10 protein-coding genes are annotated in these 16286 nt (G+C 67.2%); 7 read left to right on the forward strand and 3 right to left on the reverse strand.

Annotated features, from left to right (window positions below; all coding sequences use genetic code 11):
* Positions 1-146: 146 nt before the first annotated feature.
* Genes ACVMYR_RS09250 through ACVMYR_RS09265 form a run of 4 tightly spaced genes read left to right on the forward strand, consistent with a single transcriptional unit; the run spans position 147 to position 7753 of the window.
* Entirely contained in the window at positions 147-2546 is a 2400-nt protein-coding gene (locus tag ACVMYR_RS09250; protein WP_457121563.1) for an N-6 DNA methylase, read from the forward strand.
* Entirely contained in the window at positions 2539-3783 is a 1245-nt protein-coding gene (locus ACVMYR_RS09255) for a restriction endonuclease subunit S (protein ID WP_457121564.1), read from the forward strand. The genes ACVMYR_RS09250 and ACVMYR_RS09255 overlap by 8 nt, the downstream gene beginning before the upstream one ends.
* Positions 3783-7040: a type I restriction endonuclease subunit R gene (locus ACVMYR_RS09260; RefSeq protein ID WP_457121565.1), complete on the forward strand. Its 3258-nt coding sequence runs from the start codon at positions 3783-3785 to the stop codon at positions 7038-7040. Before ACVMYR_RS09255 ends, ACVMYR_RS09260 begins: the two co-directional genes overlap by 1 nt.
* Positions 7037-7753: a M48 family metallopeptidase gene (locus ACVMYR_RS09265; protein WP_457121566.1), complete on the forward strand. Its 717-nt coding sequence runs from the start codon at positions 7037-7039 to the stop codon at positions 7751-7753. The genes ACVMYR_RS09260 and ACVMYR_RS09265 overlap by 4 nt, the downstream gene beginning before the upstream one ends.
* Before the next feature lie 640 nt (positions 7754-8393).
* Here ACVMYR_RS09265 and ACVMYR_RS09270 read toward each other — a convergent pair.
* The 3 genes from ACVMYR_RS09270 to ACVMYR_RS09280 all read right to left on the reverse strand — a co-directional run bounded on the left by ACVMYR_RS09270 (position 8394) and on the right by ACVMYR_RS09280 (position 11459).
* Positions 8394-8945 (reverse strand): helix-turn-helix domain-containing protein, encoded by a 552-nt coding sequence (locus ACVMYR_RS09270; protein WP_457121567.1) that lies wholly within the window; start codon positions 8943-8945, stop codon positions 8394-8396.
* Between the two features lie 447 nt (positions 8946-9392).
* On the reverse strand, positions 9393-10100 hold the full coding sequence (locus ACVMYR_RS09275; RefSeq protein ID WP_457121568.1) for an SDR family oxidoreductase: 708 nt from the start codon (positions 10098-10100) through the stop codon (positions 9393-9395).
* Between the two features lie 3 nt (positions 10101-10103).
* Positions 10104-11459: a transcriptional regulator gene (locus ACVMYR_RS09280; RefSeq protein WP_457121569.1), complete on the reverse strand. Its 1356-nt coding sequence runs from the start codon at positions 11457-11459 to the stop codon at positions 10104-10106.
* A 286-nt stretch (positions 11460-11745) separates the two neighbouring features.
* Between ACVMYR_RS09280 and ACVMYR_RS09285 the strand changes: the two genes are divergently transcribed.
* The 3 genes from ACVMYR_RS09285 (at position 11746) to ACVMYR_RS09295 (ending at position 16280) form a co-directional block, all read left to right on the forward strand.
* On the forward strand, positions 11746-11880 hold the full coding sequence (locus ACVMYR_RS09285) for an FxLD family lanthipeptide (protein WP_016815038.1): 135 nt from the start codon (positions 11746-11748) through the stop codon (positions 11878-11880).
* 111 nt (positions 11881-11991) lie between these two features.
* A complete protein-coding gene (locus ACVMYR_RS09290; RefSeq protein WP_457121570.1) occupies positions 11992-15021 on the forward strand; it encodes a lantibiotic dehydratase in 3030 nt (1009 codons plus the stop codon).
* Positions 15018-16280: a lanthionine synthetase C family protein gene (locus ACVMYR_RS09295; RefSeq protein ID WP_457121571.1), complete on the forward strand. Its 1263-nt coding sequence runs from the start codon at positions 15018-15020 to the stop codon at positions 16278-16280. Before ACVMYR_RS09290 ends, ACVMYR_RS09295 begins: the two co-directional genes overlap by 4 nt.
* Positions 16281-16286: the final 6 nt, after the last annotated feature.

The following is a 16286-nucleotide window of genomic DNA, read 5'->3' on the forward strand; positions in this document are numbered from 1 at the left end:
ACGGTTTCTCCAGTTGCGGTTGGTGCCGGCCGGAGCACCTTCCGGCGTTCTTTCAACACACCGGTGGTCCTTGCATGATGTCCCGCTTGCGCTGGGCCTAGGCTGAGCGGCTGCACGGCACATGCGGCGATCAGAGGGTGGAACGGGTGCGGAAGTTGACGTTGCCGCAGTTGGAGCGGCATCTGTTCGCGGCGGCGGACATCCTGCGGGGCAAGATGGATGCCTCGGAGTTCAAGGAGTACATCTTCGGGATGCTGTTCCTGAAGCGCGCGTCAGACATGTTCGACGCCGAGCGGGAACGGGTCCTCGCCCGCTACGCCGACCGCGGCCAGCAGGAGGCCGAGCACCGCGCCGAGCAGCCGGAGTCGTACCGGGAGGCGTTCTTCGTCCCGAAGAACGCCCGCTGGGACCAGCTTCGCCGGCTGCATGACAACGTGGGCGACGGCGTCAACAAGGCGCTGGCCGCCTTGGAGGACGCCAACCCGGACTCGCTGGAGGGAGTCGTCCAGCACATCGACTTCAACCGGCAGGTCGGCAACTCCCGCATCCCGGACAAGAAGCTGCGGGACCTGATCGCGCACTTCAGCCAACACCGGCTGCGCACCGAGGACTTCGAGTTCCCGGACCTGCTGGGCGCTGCGTACGAGTATCTGATCAAGGAGTTCGCGGACTCGGCCGGCAAGAAGGGCGGCGAGTTCTACACCCCGCGGGCCGTGGTCCGGATGATGGTCCGGCTGGTCAATCCTGTGGAAGGCATGAGTGTGTACGACCCGTGTTCGGGCTCCGGCGGCATGCTGATCCACGCGAAGGAATACGTAGAGGAGCACGGCGGTAACCCGCGCAACCTGTTGCTGGCCGGGCAGGAGAACGCAGGCAGTGTCTGGTCGATTTCGAAGATGAACCTGCTGCTGCACGGCATCCCCGACGCGAAGATCGAGAACGACGACACCCTGGCCAACCCGCGCCACGCCCACGGCGGCCAGCTCGACCTGTTTGACCGGGTGCTGTCCAACCCACCGTTCTCGCTGAACTACTCCAGCGACGGCATGCGCTACAGCAACCGCTTCCGCTGGGGCTGGGCACCGGAGCGCAGCAAGAAGGCGGACCTCATGTTCGTCCAGCACATGGTCGCCGTGCTCAAAGCCAACGGCGTCGCGGCCACCGTCATGCCGCACGGCGTGCTGTTCCGCGGCGGTGCCGAGCGCGACATCCGGACCAACCTGCTGAACGACGACGTCATCGAGGCCGTCATCGGCCTGGCTCCGAATTTGTTCTACGGCACCGGAATCCCCGCCTGCGTACTGGTGCTGCGCGCACCCGGGTCCAAGCCGCCCGAGCGTGCAGGCAAGGTGCTGTTCATCAACGCCGACCACGAGTACGCCGCCGGCCGCGCCCAGAACTACCTTCTGCCCGAACACATCGAGAAGATCGTGTATGCGTACGAGGCGTTCATGGATATCCCCGGCTACGCCCGAGTGGTGACCCGCGATGAGCTGCGGGAGAACGACGACAACCTCAACATCCGCCGGTACGCCGACAACGCACCGCCGCCGGAGCCGCATGATGTGCGCGCCCACCTACACGGCGGCGTACCGAAGGCCGAGGTCGCCGACAAGGCGAACCTGTTTGCCGCGCACGGCTTTACCACCGACGCAGTGTTCGTCGACCGGGACGGCGCCTACTTCGACTTCGCCCCGGGCGTCGACCGCGCCGCGCTCGCAGCACTGGTCATCGACCATGCCGGAGTACGCGACCGCGAGGCGGCGCTGGCCGCCGCCCAGCGCGAGTGGTGGAACGAGCACCGCAAGCTGGTCATCGAGCTACCGGCCACAAAGCGCCTGATGGCCGCCCGTAGTGAGCTGATCGAGTCGTTCATTACCGCGCTGCTACCGGTAGGGCTGCTCGACCGGTTCCAGATCGCCGGAGTGATCGTGCGCTGGTGGGACGCCAACCAATACGACCTGCAGACCCTGGCCACCCACGGCTTCGGCGGCGTGGTGGACGGCTGGGTCACCACGATCGGCACCGCTCTGGAGGACGATGGGTCAAAGACCGACCCGCTGGAGCACCCCGCCGTGCCGAAACTGATGCCCCGGTACCTGGAGGAACTGGCCGCCGTCGAAGCCCAGCGCGCGGAACTGGACGCCCGAATCAAGCTGACCACCGCCCCGGCTGGCGAGGACGATCAGCCCTCGGACGAGGATGCGGAGGAGGTGGTCAGTCGGGAGGAGTTGAAGCGCCTCAAGGCCGAGCTGACGAGGATGCGTAAACGGCGGCAGGACCTGAAGACTCAGTCCGTCGCCACGCTGGATCGGGCGCGGGCGGCGCTAACCGGCCCACAGGAGCAGGACCTAGTGGTGGGCACCTGGCAGGAGGACCTCGCGGCCCACCTGGACAGCTACGCGGCCATCCACCGGCGCGAGGTGATCGCAGCTCTGGAAAACTGGTGGGACAAGTATGCCGTCTCGGTCACCGACATCACGGCCCAACGCGACACAGCCAACGCCCAACTCGCGGCCTACCTCAAGGAGCTGGGATATGCGTGAGAGGCGGCCGGCCGAATGGCAGGAGAAGCCACTGCTGGACGTGGTTAATCTTCCACGAGGACAGGTGCTTCCCACTGCAGAGCCGTTCAGATCCCAAGTGCTGATCGCACCAGATCACATCGAGTCGAAAACCGGTCGAATTCTTTCGCTCGAAACAGCGGCCTCTCAGGGTGCAATCAGCGGCAAGTACCAGATCGAGCCAGGCGACGTGTTGCTCAGCAAGATCCGGCCTGCCTTGCGGAAGGTCGCATACAGCTCGGTGCATGGCCTTTGCTCTGCTGATATTTATCCGCTTCGGACGCGTGCTGAAATCGATCCAAAGTTCCTGTTTGCCGTTCTCCTCGGATCCCGTTTTGGCCAATTTGCCGAATCCCTATCTGGGCGCAGTGGCATCCCCAAGATCAACAGAAAAGAGCTTGCTGAGTTTAGCGTTGCCCTGCCTCCGCCACAGGAGCAACGACGGATCGCGGAGATCCTGGAAACCGTGGACAAGTCGATCCGCTCCACCGAGCGCTTGGTGGAAAAGCTACGACTCGCCCGCAATGGACTGTTGTCGGACTTGCTGGGTGACGGAACCATCGGATGCGGACAGCCAGATGCGGGTCCACCCTCGTGGCACACCTTCCCGCTTGGCTTCCTGGCGGAGATCGCGGGTGGCGTGGCCCTTGGTAGGTCCCTGCCGCCGCACGGGACCATTGAGCTGCCATACCTTCGCGTGGCGAATGTGCAGGACGGGTACATCGACAAATCCGACGTCAAGCGGGTGCGGGTTCTGCGAAGTGAAGTTCGCCGCTACGAGCTCCAGCCTGGTGACTTCCTGATGACGGAAGGTGGCGACTTCGACAAGCTCGGTCGGGGCGCTGTCTGGGATGGATCAATAACTCCCTGCCTTCACCAGAACCACATCTTCAGAGTGCGGGCCGACAAGTCGCTGCTCCTACCAGATTTCCTGGCCGCGTATGCCGGATCGCCCAAAGCGCGGCGCTACTTTGTCGGCGCATCCAAGCAAACCACCAACCTGGCGACGATCAACCTAAGTCAGGTGCGCGCGTTCCCGCTGCCTGTGCCGCCACTCATCGAGCAGGAGAGGGTAGTGGGCGCTCTCGCATTGTATGACGAGAGGCTCCAGATTCTAGTTAGGGAGCTCGGGAAGCTACAGCGTGTCAAACAAGGACTGATGGAGGATCTGTTAACGGGTCGGGTGCGCGTTTCAGCGGAGGGGGCCGTAGCAGGGTGATGTCGGGGTCGGAGTTCGAACGGGTCGAGCGGCCGTTGCTTGAGCAGCTCACTTGGATGGGCTGGCGGCACGCCGAGGGCAGCAAGGCGGACCCATCCAGCGCCACGGGGCGAGAGAGTTTTCGGGATGTGCTGCTGTTCGACCGGCTTCGGGCAGCGCTACGGCGGATCAACCTTGACGACGAGGGCCGGGAGTGGCTCGATGATGGGCGGATCAACCAGGCCGTCTCCCAGCTCACCCGACCGCAGGCCACCTCCCTGCTAGAGATCAACGAGGAGCTGACCGAGAAGCTGCTGCGCGGCGTCACCGTCGAGGGCGTACCGGGCTGGGACGGCAGCCGAGACCGTACCGTCCATTTCATCGACTGGACCAGCCCCGATCCGCTGGCCCACAACGAGTTTCTAGTGGTGAACCAGTTCCGGGTTGACCCGCCAGGCGGGCGTACTCCGATCTATCCGGACGCGGTGCTGTTTGTCAACGGCATCCCGCTGTTGGTTGTGGAGGCCAAGTCCCCTACCGTGCCGGCTCCGATCAATGCAGCGATTGAGCAGCTGCGCCGGTACGCCAACCAGCGCGGCTCGGTGGAGCCGGAGGGCAGCGAGCGTCTGTTCCACACTAACCAGTTCGTCGTCGCCACCTCTTTCGATGAGGCCCGGGTGGGTACATTCACTTCGCTGGCCGAGCACTACGCGGAGTGGAAAACGACGGCCCCGGTACCGGAAGAGAACGTCCAGGCGCATCTCGGCGTGGCGCAGCTGTCCCCGCAGCAACGCTTGGTCGCGGGGATGCTGCACCCGGCCCGGCTGCTGGACCTGGTGCGGCACTTCACGCTGTTTATGCAGCCGGAGGACCGGAAGATCAAGGTGGTGGCTCGGTACCAGCAGTACCGGGCGGTGCGGGCGACCATCGACCGGCTGGTCAGCGGGCCAACCCGGGCCCAAGACGGCGGGCATGATCGGCGCGGTGGGATCATCTGGCACACCCAGGGCTCCGGCAAGAGCCTGACCATGGTGTTCCTGGTCCGGGCGATGCGCTCGCATCCGGCGCTGGTCGGCTTCAAGGTAGTCGTGGTCACCGATCGGCGTGACCTGCAGAAGCAGCTCGCGGACACGGCACAGTTGACCGGCGAGACGGTACTCACGGCCAAGAGTGTCGCGAAGGCCAAGGAGTTCCTTGCCACCCCTGGTAAGGCGTTGGTCTTCGTGATGGTCCAGAAGTACCGGAACCCGGAGGCGCGCAAGAACGACGACGCGGCGCTGAAGACTATCGGCGAGCTGGACCCGTCGCCGGAGGTGCTGGTGCTAGTGGACGAGGCGCATCGGTCGCACGGCAGCGCGCTGCACGCCGCGCTGCGCACGGCCCTGCCCAACGCGGCTCGCGTCGGCTTCACCGGCACGCCGATCATCATGGGCGCGAAGAAGAAGACGCACGCGATCTTCGGTGACTACCTGGACCGTTACGACATCCGCCAGTCGGAGGCCGATGGCGCGACGGTTCCGATCGTGTACGAGGGCCGCACCACTCGCGGTGGTGTGGCCGACGCCGACGACATCGATGAGTTCATCGACCTCTACGGGCTCAGCCCGGAGCAGACCGAGCAACTTAAGCAGCGGTACGCCACCAAGGTGCACGTCAACGAGGCCGAGCAGCTCATCGCCGCCAAGGCACGGAACATGCTGCGCCACTACGTGGATGTGGTGCTGCCCAACGGGTTCAAGGCCCAGGTGGTGGCCAGCAGCCGGCGGGCCACCGTGCGCTACCGCGCCGCGCTACTGGCTGCCCGCGACGAGCTGGTGGCTGAGCTGGACGCCCTAGACCCGGTGTGGCGGGAGCCCGAGGCGCTGGCTCGGGTCGATCGGCTGCCGGCGAAGCGGGCCACGCTGGTGCGGGCCTGCCGGTACCGGGACGTCATCGCGGCGCTGGACTTCGTCCCGGTGATCTCCGGCGGGCAGAACGACCCGGCCGAGTTGGCCGCCTGGACCAGCGGCTACGAACAGGTCGTTGAGGACTTCAAGGCCAGAAGACTGCCGATGCCTGGCGTGCCGGCCGAGCAGGCCAGCCCAGTCGCCATGCTGATCGTCAGCGCGATGCTGCTGACCGGGTTTGACGCGCCCCGCGAGCAGGTGCTCTACCTGGACAAGGCGGTTCGCGAGGCTGACCTGCTCCAGGCCATCGCCCGGGTCAACCGCACCGCTCCCGGCAAGAGCGTCGGGTACGTGGTGGACTACTACGGAGTCGCCCAGCACTTGGCGCAGGCGCTGGAGGCGTACGCCCCGGATGACATCGAGGGCACGCTGACGAGCCTCGACGACGAGGTGCCGCGGTTGGCCGCCGCGCACGCCGCCGTCCGGCAGCTCTTCGCTGGCATTCGGGACTTCAGCACCGTCGCCGCGCAGGACGCGTGCGTGGAGACGTTGGCTGACGAGCGCCTGCGGGCGCGGTTCGAGGCCGCGCTCAAGACGTTCACCCGCAGCCTGGAGGTCGTGCTGCCTTCGGAGAAGGCGTTGCCGTACGTGGCCGACGGCAAGGCGTTCGGTGCCATCGCGCACCTGGCCCGCCGCCGCTACCGCGACCACACGCTGTTCGACGTGCGGGTGTACGGGGAGAAGGTGCGCGCGCTGATCGACGCGCACGTCCATGCCTTGGGCATCGAGCAGAAGATCCCGCCGATCTCCATCACGGCCGCCGACTACGCCGAGAAGGTCAGTGGGCTGACCAGCCCGCGCGCCAAGGCGTCAGAGATGGAGCACGCCATCCGGCACCACATCAGCGAGCAGATGGACAGCGACCCGTCCCACTACCAGCGGCTGTCCGCGCACCTGGAGCAAATCCTCACCGAGCTGCGGGACCAGTGGGAGCAGCTCGCGCTGGCGCTGGCTGGCTTCCTGCCCGTGGTAACCGCCGGGCGAACCGAGCACATCGAGGGACTGGATCCGCTTAGCGAGGCGCCGTTCCACGACCTCATCGCCGAAGCGCTGGCCGAACATGGCCGCCAAGTCACTCCCGAGACCGCCGGACCGCTGCGGCAGGCCACCGTCGACGTCGTACACCTCATCCGCGAGGACATACGCCTGGTCGGATTCTGGGACAACCCGCACAAGCGCGAACAGCTGCGCCGGGCGGTCATCGCGCGCCTGGACGACAGCCGGCTGGAGGACGGCAGCGATCTGTTCAAGTACGCCATGCTGCGACCGCTCGCCGACCGGCTACTGGAGCTGGCGAAGCACAACCATCAACGGCTGGTGTCGTCGGCATGAGCGTGGCCGAGGCGCTGCCCGACACGATGCTCATAGGGGACCTGCACTTCGCGGTTCGTGAGTCGCCGCGACGCGCCACCGTCGGCATCACTGTTGATCGGGACGGGTCGCTGTACCTGCAGGCCCCCACCGGGTGCCCACCGGACGCGGTAGCCGCATGGGCGTACTCCAAGCGGATGTGGGTGTACCGCAAGCTGGCAGAGAAGGACCTGCTGCTATCCGCCCGGCCAGCGAAGGAGTTCGTCAGCGGGGAAGGGTTCGCCTACCTGGGCCGCAGCCACCGCCTGCTCGTCACAGACACCGACGACGTACGGATGGAACGCGGTCGGTTGCTGCTACCCCGCAGGGCGGCGACCGCCCAAAACCCGGGCACCTGGCTAGTCCGCTGGTACCGTGCCCGGGGCCGGCACTGGCTGCCCGGCCGGATCCGCCCGTGGGCCGACCGGATGGGGCTGGTCCCAGTCGGGCTGGACGTGCGGGACCTTGGCTACCGGTGGGGGTCCCTGAGCGCCAACGGCCGGCTCAACATCCACTGGGCGACACTGCAACTACCGCCATCGTTGATCGACTACGTACTGGTGCACGAACTCGCCCACGTGGCGCACCTGCAGCACACGCCCGCGTTCTGGGCGACCGTAGAACGGGCCATGCCCGACTACGAGCGCCGCAAGTCCGACCTCCTCCACGCCGGCGCCCGCCTGTGGATGGGCTGACTGTGAGCCCGCTCGCCGATAGGCGGGGGGTGTCGACGATTTCAACGGCCTGCTGATCTTCACAGCTCCGTCGACCGGACCCCTACTCGATCGGGCGGAGAGACGGGTATTGGCATTGGCGCAGGTTAGTGCGCCTTGCCGGGGGCAGGTCACAGAACTGCAACAGCGCAGCGTAGTCGATCGACATCTCATCGTTCAGGCGACTTTCGCACTTGCATGAACACGCGAGGGTGCCCTGGCCGGCGATTGCTGGCCAGGGCACCCGGCGTGCCGCAGGGGCACCGGCAGCCGGCAAGAGCGAGGTAGGGGTTGCCTTCGCAGCTCGGATGCGCTGGGTCAGCGAGGAACCGGGACGCCGCGACGGCGAGCGTCATGAACCAGGGCGGGTCCTCTGCGCCGTAGGACCCCACCAGCGGGTGTCGACCCGCCGACCTCATCGGAGGCTCGGTTGGCGCACTGGTGATAGTGCACAAGCCGCCCCGGCCCCGATTCCGGCTCTCGTTGCTCGCTGAGGATTGCCCGCAGTCGTACGCGTGCGTCCGCGTCCGTCGCCTTCAGAAGATCATCCAACACTTGCTGATTGATCGGCCGTATCCTGGCCGGCTTCTCCTTCCGTTCCCAGCTCGCGACCGACGACGCACTAAAGGCCGAGCCGAGCAGCGAGGGCGGGCAACGTAGGCCGCAACGCTTCGCGCAGAGCCCGAGTTTCACGTCCAGTCCACCCGACAACCGTCAGCGGACAACCGCAGACGTTCGGAGTCGAAACCGCCACAGGCGCGACCGGCAGAGCATCCCAAGTTTCAGGTAGTGGTCTGGATAAGGTTATGGGCCGCGCGATCTCGCGTCTCCGCTGCCCGAGCCGTTCGTTGCGCTCTCGTAAACGCTCCTGCTCAAGCTGTTGATGATATTCGCGAACGAGCGCATCGAGCCGCCTGAAGCCGGCCATGAGTTCGCCGCCGGCAGCCAGCTCGTAATCGCACCGTTCCCAGAATTCACGATGGGCTCGCGTGCGGCCCGTCTCCACACTGGCGACCGTGCTCCTTGAATAGCCAATCGGGATACCCAACTCGGCCTGGTGAAGCTCTGCCAGCAGGCGTCGTGCTGCCAGTTGCCGCCCGAGAACGCGACACTCTTCGCGGATATGCTCTACCATTTGCGGGTTATTCAGCACGTTCCGTTCCCGGCCCACCATCGCACATACATAAAAGCGGTTATTCCGATTTGCCCTAGACAGAGGTGTAAAGCGCCGCGTCCAGTGCTTCGACGGCCGTTGCGGACGTAGTTGTGATCTTGCGGGTCACCGTCGCGGGCAGCTCCCCGACCCCGAGGCCCGCGTCGTATGCGATGCGGCGTAAGTGGGCGTACTGGTCTCGGGTGATGCCGGCCAAGGGCTCGCGGAAGCCGAGGGCGTCCCGGGCGGCGTAGCCGTCGTCGGTCTCAATGGGTCTGCTGCATCACTGCCATCAGTCGGGGTGTCCTTGCTCATCAAACGGTGGCGACTCAAAAGCCACCGTGTGTCTGCTGGTCAGGTAATCTGGGGCGCACCCGACATGTACGCGCCGGACGTGTCCCCTGCTGGGTGAACATACGCGGGGGCATTCTATTGCCCATGCGGGATGGCTCACCAACGACGTCCCTTTCACCAGCTGATCGGCATACGATCGGCGAACAGACCGCCGGTCGGTCCGTCCGGTGGCAGGGTCGCCAGCCATACCGGCGTGTCGGCGCCTTCCTCCGGCGTTCGGTCGGTCTCACCGTACGCCATTCGGGTATTCATGCGTCCTGGTGAGCATGCGTTGACCAGGATGCCAGTTCCCGCCAGCTCGGCCGCGAGGACCCGGGTCAACGCGTTTAGCGCCGCCTTGGACACGCGGTAGGAGACGTTCGTGTCGCCCATGGTGGCGAGTGAGGCGAGGTGGCTGCTGATGTTGACGATGCGGCCGTAGCCGTTCTTCTTCATCTCCGGTACGGCGGCGGCGCAGCAGCGCCAGGCGCCCAGCAGGTTGGTGTCCAGGGCGCTGCGGACCCGCTCGAAGTCGGCGCTCGCCGCTAGCTGGCCACGGTCGATCGCGATACCGGCGTTGTTGATCAGGACATCCAGCCGGCCATATCGCTGGGCGGTGTCGGCGAAGGCGCGCGCCACGCTGGCCGGGTCGTTGACGTCGAGCTGGTGGCCGCTAGCGGCGAGTCCATCCTTCGTCAGCTCGGACACCACGCGGTCAACGGAGCACTCGTTCCGCCCGGCCAGCACCACATGCAAGCCTTGCTCAGCCAGCCCACGAGCGATGGCGGCTCCAAGCCCACGGTTGGCGCCAGTCACCACGGCGACCTTGGTGTGATCAACCATGAATCAGGCCCCCAGGGTGGCGAGCTGGTCGTCAAGGGCGCGAGCGCGCGGGTCAGTCTTGGCAAACGGAAGCCGTTGCCGTGCCCGAACGACACGGCGCATGTTCCGTTCCGAAGGCGCCTCACGGATCAGCGGTATCGCCTCCGCAACAAGCGACGCGGCGTGGTCAGCGTCCCCGAGCTGCGCCTGCGCCGACGCGCGACGGATCACGTACGTGGCCCGATCCCGCACCTTGGTAGCGGGGACTAGCCGCAGCGTACGACTGAGGTACGCGTCGGCTTCACGCGGCCGTCCGAGATCCAGGTAGCAGGTCCCGACCTGGGCGTTGAACTCGGATTCGTCGAAGTACCCGAGGAAGGCCGGTTCCGCATCGGTCGACGCGACGCGATCAAACTCGGTGTCAGCCTGTTTGAGTAGGCGTTCGCAGGCCGCCGTATCGCCGATCGCTGCGTGAGCCCTGGCCTCCCGTAGCGCCAGCATCGCGGCGGCGCGTGGGGGCACCCCTTTAGCGCCTTCGTGGGCGCTTCGCGCCAGCTCCAGCGCCTCTCGGGGGCGGCCGAAGTCGTAGCACTGAAGGCTCATCGATTTGAGGATGTTGGCTCCCAGCAGTTGGTCGGCGGCGGCGTGTGCGGCGTGTAGCGCGGCGAGCCAGTAGCGCTGCGCCGCTGCGTGCAGGCCAGCATCGAACGATGCCCAGCCGGCCATCCGGCCGAGTTCTGCCGCCAAGGCGTACAGTCGCTGACCTACCACAGCCGTGTAGGCGGATCGGTCAAGGACATCCACCACCATGCCGAGTTCTGCGTGGATGAGGGTCCGGGCTTGGTCACCGCCTCGGGTCGCCTCCAGGAAGCGTAGTCGCGGAAGGCCCTCTTCCATCCGTTCGACCAGGTCGGCGGTGACCTGGCCGCCTCGTAGGACAGCGACGAGCTCTCGGGGTTCGATGGTCAACCACGCTTCAGCGATGCCGGCCAAAGGCACGCCTGTGATCTTCATGAAGGCACGGCGGTCCACGTGTGCGTACTCCAATGCGTTGACGAGTGCCTGTAGTCCACCCGACTGGGTCCACGCGAAGGAGGTCGGGATCGGGTCACCGGCGGGGAGCCACTGCGGCCATGGTGTCTCCCGCACGTGATCCTGCGGAATGCCGAGTTCCGCGGCGAGAGCGAGCTGGCTCTCGAGATCGGGGATCACTCCCCAGTGCTCCCACCGCCACGCCTTCTCTCGTCGGGCGGCCATGTTCCGGCTGCGCTTCGCGATCGCAGTGACCACGTCCTGGTACGTCCACCCTCGTGCGGCACGCACGACGCTGAGCGGGTGAATGAGCCGATCCCGATCTAATGCCGGTAGCTGCGACGCCATCGATGCCTCCTCAATGCGTAAGCACTGTAATGCGCGCCCGCTTATCCGCTGAGGATCAACGGCCAAGGTCCGTTGAGAGACAACGGCGAGACTACGCCCCGGACCTGTTCAACCGCGTCACAGCGCGGTTGGCTGTGGTTGCCGGATCGCGTTCGTCTGGCGCTCCTGAGACGCCTGCTCGTCGTCACTGCCGGGGAGGGCGTGACGGCGGGCAGGACAAGACGCAGTGCTGGTAGCTGCGGGGGCTACCTGCCCACCCATCATCCCAATCCCATTGGAGGTTGCCATGAACAGCCTGCTCGCCGTCAGCAACGACCCGTTCGAGCTCGACGTGCAGATCGTCACGGAGGGTCCGGTCGCCGCCGCCCTGCTGGCCGACACGGACGACGGCTGCGACACCGTGAAGGGCAGCGACTGCTGACCAATACCCCCCGCTGGTTCCGGCAGGCGATCCCCGATGCCTGCCGGAACCGGTACCCCACATCCAGCCATGTCCCCGAAGAAGCGCCTCGTGACGGTAGGAGGACGACTCATGTTTCGGTCGGTCGATGCCGCGACGATCCGCATTGCCGCTCACTCATGGCCCGACAGCCCGACGCCTTGGCCGGACCCGAGCGACGCCTCCGGTATCGCGGACTGGTTGCAAGCAACGTGGCGGAAGGTCGGCCTGGCCGAGGCTGTCTGGTCCGCCAGCCCTGAGTTCGCTGCTCGCGTAGAAGCGGTCCTCCCCGCAGGAGGCACTACTCCGGACCGCGGGTGGCGGATGGCGTTGGCGTTGGCGCGGTACCTGATCCGTGCGCAGCGGCGTGCGACGCCCTTCGGGTTGTTCTCAGGGGTGGCGACCCTGCGGTTCGACACGGTGCCTGCGGTGGTGCCGGCAGGGCCGCCGGCGATCCGGGTACGTCCGGACGCGAGTTGGCTCGCGTCCCTGATTGCGCGCCTTGAAGCTGAGCCCGACGTGCGCCGCCGTCTGCCTGTGCAGGCGAACAATCTGGCGCTGGTGAACGGGCCTCGGATCGCCGTGGTGCGCCGGCCGCACGCCTCTGCACGTGCGGAGTCGACCTCGGTGAGGAACACCGCAGCGGTGCGGCTGGCGGTGTCACTCGCCCGTGCCCCCTTGCCGTGGGATGAGCTGGTCGACACGGTCGCTGCTGCCTTTCCAGGCTTCCCACGCGCGTCCGCTGACGCAATGGTTGCCGGCCTCGTGGACCACGGCGTGTTGATCTCAGCTCTCCGACCACCATCGACGTGCACAGACCCGATCAGGCATGTCCTGGACACCCTCGATGCGGTGTTCGACGGTGCTCCTGAGGGACAGCGAGCCCTTCGGGTCGAGCTGCGCTCGCTGCATGGTCGTCTAGGTGGTACCAGCGCGGGGAGCGCGACGTACCTTCGTGGGCTCGCCGACCGCATGCGCAGCGTGGCGACGGCCACCCAGCCGCTCGCGGTGGACCTTCAGCTCGTGGATCAGGTCGTCCTGCCGGAGCAGGTGGCCGCCGAGATCGCGGCATCGGTGGAGGTGCTGCGACGGCTGACGCCAGATCCGTCGGGGCGGCCAGGGTGGCGTGCGTACCGTGCCCGGTTCGTCGACCGCTACGGCATGACTGCAGTGGTGCCGCTCGCTCGGCTGGTAGATCCGCTCGTCGGGTTGGGCTTCCCCGAACACTTCGGCACTGTGGCCGACACGCCTGCGGCTCTGCTGTCCGGCCGTGACGAGCGCCTGCTCGCGATGGCTCAGCAGGCGGTGATCGACGGTTGTCGTGAGGTGGTTCTCGATGACACGGCCGTCGAATGGCTCGCCGGCACTGGCGAAGTCACCGGGCCTGTCAGCCCTCACGTCGATGTCGCAGCGGAGGTCCGCGCGCCGTCGCTGGAGGCGCTGACACAGGGACGGTTCACTGTCTCGCTGACCGGCATGGGCCGTTCGGCAATGGCAACGAGCGGGCGCTTCCTCGACGGGCTGCCCTACGCCGATCGGGAGTTGATGTGCCGGGAGTTCGCCCGTCTTCCTGTCGCGGTGGCCGGGGCCATGTCGGCGCAGCTGAGCTTCCCGCCGCGCAAGCTGCACACCCAGAACGTGCTCAACTCCCGGCAGGTACTTCCGTGGCTGGTCAGCCTGGCCGAGCACCGGCCCGTGGCCGAGCACGTGATTAGCCTCGACGACCTCGGTGTGACCGCCGGTCGCGATCGGCTGGTGCTGGTGTCGATGTCGCGACGGCGGGTGGTGGAGCCGACAGTGGCGCATGCCGCCGCCGTCCACACGATGCCGCTGCTCGGCCGGTTTCTCCTGGAGCTGCCGCGAGCCACGGATGCCCGGCTGAAACCGTTCGACTGGGGTGCGGCTTCCTGCTTGCCGTTTCGACCCGCGCTGAGGTACGGCCGTGTCCTCCTAGCGGCGGCCCGGTGGCGTGTCGATCCGACGTCCCTGCCCGGTGCGAACGCAGGCGATGACGAATGGTTGATCGCCTGGGAGGCCCTGCGGACGAGGCTGCGGCTGCCGGCATGGGTGCAGGTCGGCAACGGTGACCAGAGGCTCCGGCTCAACCTCGATCAGTCCATGGATCGTGTCCTGCTTCGTGCCCACCTGGACGCCAGCGCCGGACCGGTAACCGTGATGGACGCGGCGAGCCCCAAGGACTTCGGTTGGCTCTCCGGCCGCGCCCACGAGATCGTCGTGCCAGTCGCCTCGACGGTTGCGCCCGCTGCCGCGCCGGCTGCGGTTACCGCGCGAGGCGCATGGCCGCCACCCGCTCCCCCCGAGCCGGTCATACCGGGTGCCGGCGGCCTGCTGTCCGCTTCTGTGGCCGTCGAGCCCTCAACGATGGAGTTGGTGGTGATGCGAGGGCTGCCAGCGCTGTTCGCCGACTGGCCCGAGCCGCCGCTGTGGTGGTTCGTGCGCATGCAACGCCCCACTCCGCATCTTCGACTACGACTGCACACCGATGACTATGGCGACGCGGCGGTACGGGTCGGACGGTGGGTCGCCGGGCTCCGACAGAAGCGCCTTGCCGGCGATTGGAGCCTGGACACCTACCATCCCGAGTCCGGTCGCTACGGCTGCGGCACCGCGCTGGCAGCGGCCGAGAGGTTGTTCGCCGCCGACTCCACCGCAGCCCTGGCACAGCTGGTAGCGCAGCCCGAGTCTGGGATCGATCGGCGGGCACTGACCGCCCTGAGCATGGTCGACCTGGCCGCCTCGATGCTCGGCAGCCGCACCGACGGATGCGAGTGGCTGGTGGCGCGCCCCGAGCAGACCGGGCAGGCACCGGTCCAGCGGGACGTGCTGCGTCAAGCGGTCGCCCTCGACCCGGGCGAACTTCCGGAGCCCATCCAGCAGGCATGGCAGGAACGCTCTAGGGCCGCAGCCCGGTACGCCGCCGAACTGTCCGCCGTCGCCGGCCCGCTCACTCCAGCCTCGGTGCTCGCGTCGCTGATACACCTGCACGTCGTTCGCGCTCTCGGCCCCGACGAAGACGCCGAACAGCTCACGTATCGGTTGGCACGCCATGTCGCGCTGGCGGCGGTGCGTCGCCGGGTTCGCGCCGTAGGAGCATCCCGATGACCGAAACATCGCTGAGGACACCGTTGCTACGGGCGACAGAGGCGATGGCCGCATGCATCACCGACACCCTGACCGAGCCGCCGCCTCCGGATTTCGCAGCGGACGACTATGGGCCACGCAGTACCCGCTGGTACGCCCAGTCGCTGTCCCGGGGTGCTGCCGGGGTGGCATTCCTGCACGGGGTACGAGCGCAAACGGGACACGGTGGGTGGGAACCGGTCCATGCCTGGCTGCGACGCGCTACCGCTGACACGCTGAACAGCGGCAGCGGAGCCGGGCTCTGGTTCGGCGCACCCGCTGTCACCCACGCGCTGACCATGGCCATGCCGCACTCCCGCCCAGCAGCGCTGGACGCGCTTGATCATGCCCTTGATGACCTGGTGGAACGCCGCCTGGCCACTGCCACGGCACGGCTCGCAGCGCGGGCCCGGCCCGCGCTGGCGGAGTTCGACCTCGTACGGGGGCTGACCGGCCTGGGAGCCCACCTGCTGCGCCGCGCCCCGCATGGACCTCTGCTTCGGCGGGTGCTGGCGTACCTGGTCCGACTCACCGAGCCGGTGCAGAGCGACGACGAGGCGGGCCGGCTCGCGCCGGGGTGGTGGAGCGCAGACCCCGCCGATCGCGAAGGTTCGGAGCAGGGCGGGCATGCCAACGTTGGCATGGCGCACGGCATCGCCGGCCCCTTGGCCCTCCTGGCCTTGGCGATGCGGCACGACATTCGGGTGCCGGGGCACGCGGAGGCGATCCGCCGGATCTGCACATGGCTCGACCGCTGGCAGCAGGCGAGCCCTAGGGGCCCGTGGTGGCCAGAGAAGATCACCGTCGCGGAGTTGCACGCAGGAAAGCCCTCCATGAGCGGACCGGCGCGGCCGTCCTGGTGCTACGGCACTCCTGGAGTCGCCCGCGCCCAGCAGCTAGCGGGAATCGCTCTCGGCGACGCCGCCCGGCAAGAGGCGGCAGAAGAGACGCTGACCCGCTGCTTGGCCGACCCCCTCCAGCTCAGCCGGATCGTCGATCCGTCGCTGTGTCACGGCTGGGCAGGACTTGCCGCTACGGCCTGGTACGCCGCCGCCGACGCCCGGACCGCCAGCCTCCAGAACCAGCTGCCCCAGATCGTGCGGCTTCTGATTCAGCACGCCACGGACACCACCCCGGCACGATCCGGCTTGATCGCAGGCCCCGCCGGAATCGCCCTCACCTTGCACACCGTCGCGACCGGCACCGACGTCCGCTGGGCCACCAGCCTGCTGATCAACTAGACAAGG

It is taken from the genome of Micromonospora sp. PTRAS2 (genome assembly GCF_054052245.1).

Coding starts and splice junctions, on each gene's coding strand:
- ACVMYR_RS09255 (WP_457121564.1), top strand. CDS start 2,539: ATGCGTGAGAGGCGGCCGGCCGAATGGCAGGAGAAGCCACTGCTGGAC.
- ACVMYR_RS09260 (WP_457121565.1), top strand. CDS start 3,783: ATGTCGGGGTCGGAGTTCGAACGGGTCGAGCGGCCGTTGCTTGAGCAG.
- ACVMYR_RS09265 (WP_457121566.1), top strand. CDS start 7,037: ATGAGCGTGGCCGAGGCGCTGCCCGACACGATGCTCATAGGGGACCTG.
- ACVMYR_RS09270 (WP_457121567.1), bottom strand. CDS start 8,945: ATGGTGGGCCGGGAACGGAACGTGCTGAATAACCCGCAAATGGTAGAG.
- ACVMYR_RS09275 (WP_457121568.1), bottom strand. CDS start 10,100: ATGGTTGATCACACCAAGGTCGCCGTGGTGACTGGCGCCAACCGTGGG.
- ACVMYR_RS09280 (WP_457121569.1), bottom strand. CDS start 11,459: ATGGCGTCGCAGCTACCGGCATTAGATCGGGATCGGCTCATTCACCCG.
- ACVMYR_RS09285 (WP_016815038.1), top strand. CDS start 11,746: ATGAACAGCCTGCTCGCCGTCAGCAACGACCCGTTCGAGCTCGACGTG.
- ACVMYR_RS09290 (WP_457121570.1), top strand. CDS start 11,992: ATGTTTCGGTCGGTCGATGCCGCGACGATCCGCATTGCCGCTCACTCA.
- ACVMYR_RS09295 (WP_457121571.1), top strand. CDS start 15,018: ATGACCGAAACATCGCTGAGGACACCGTTGCTACGGGCGACAGAGGCG.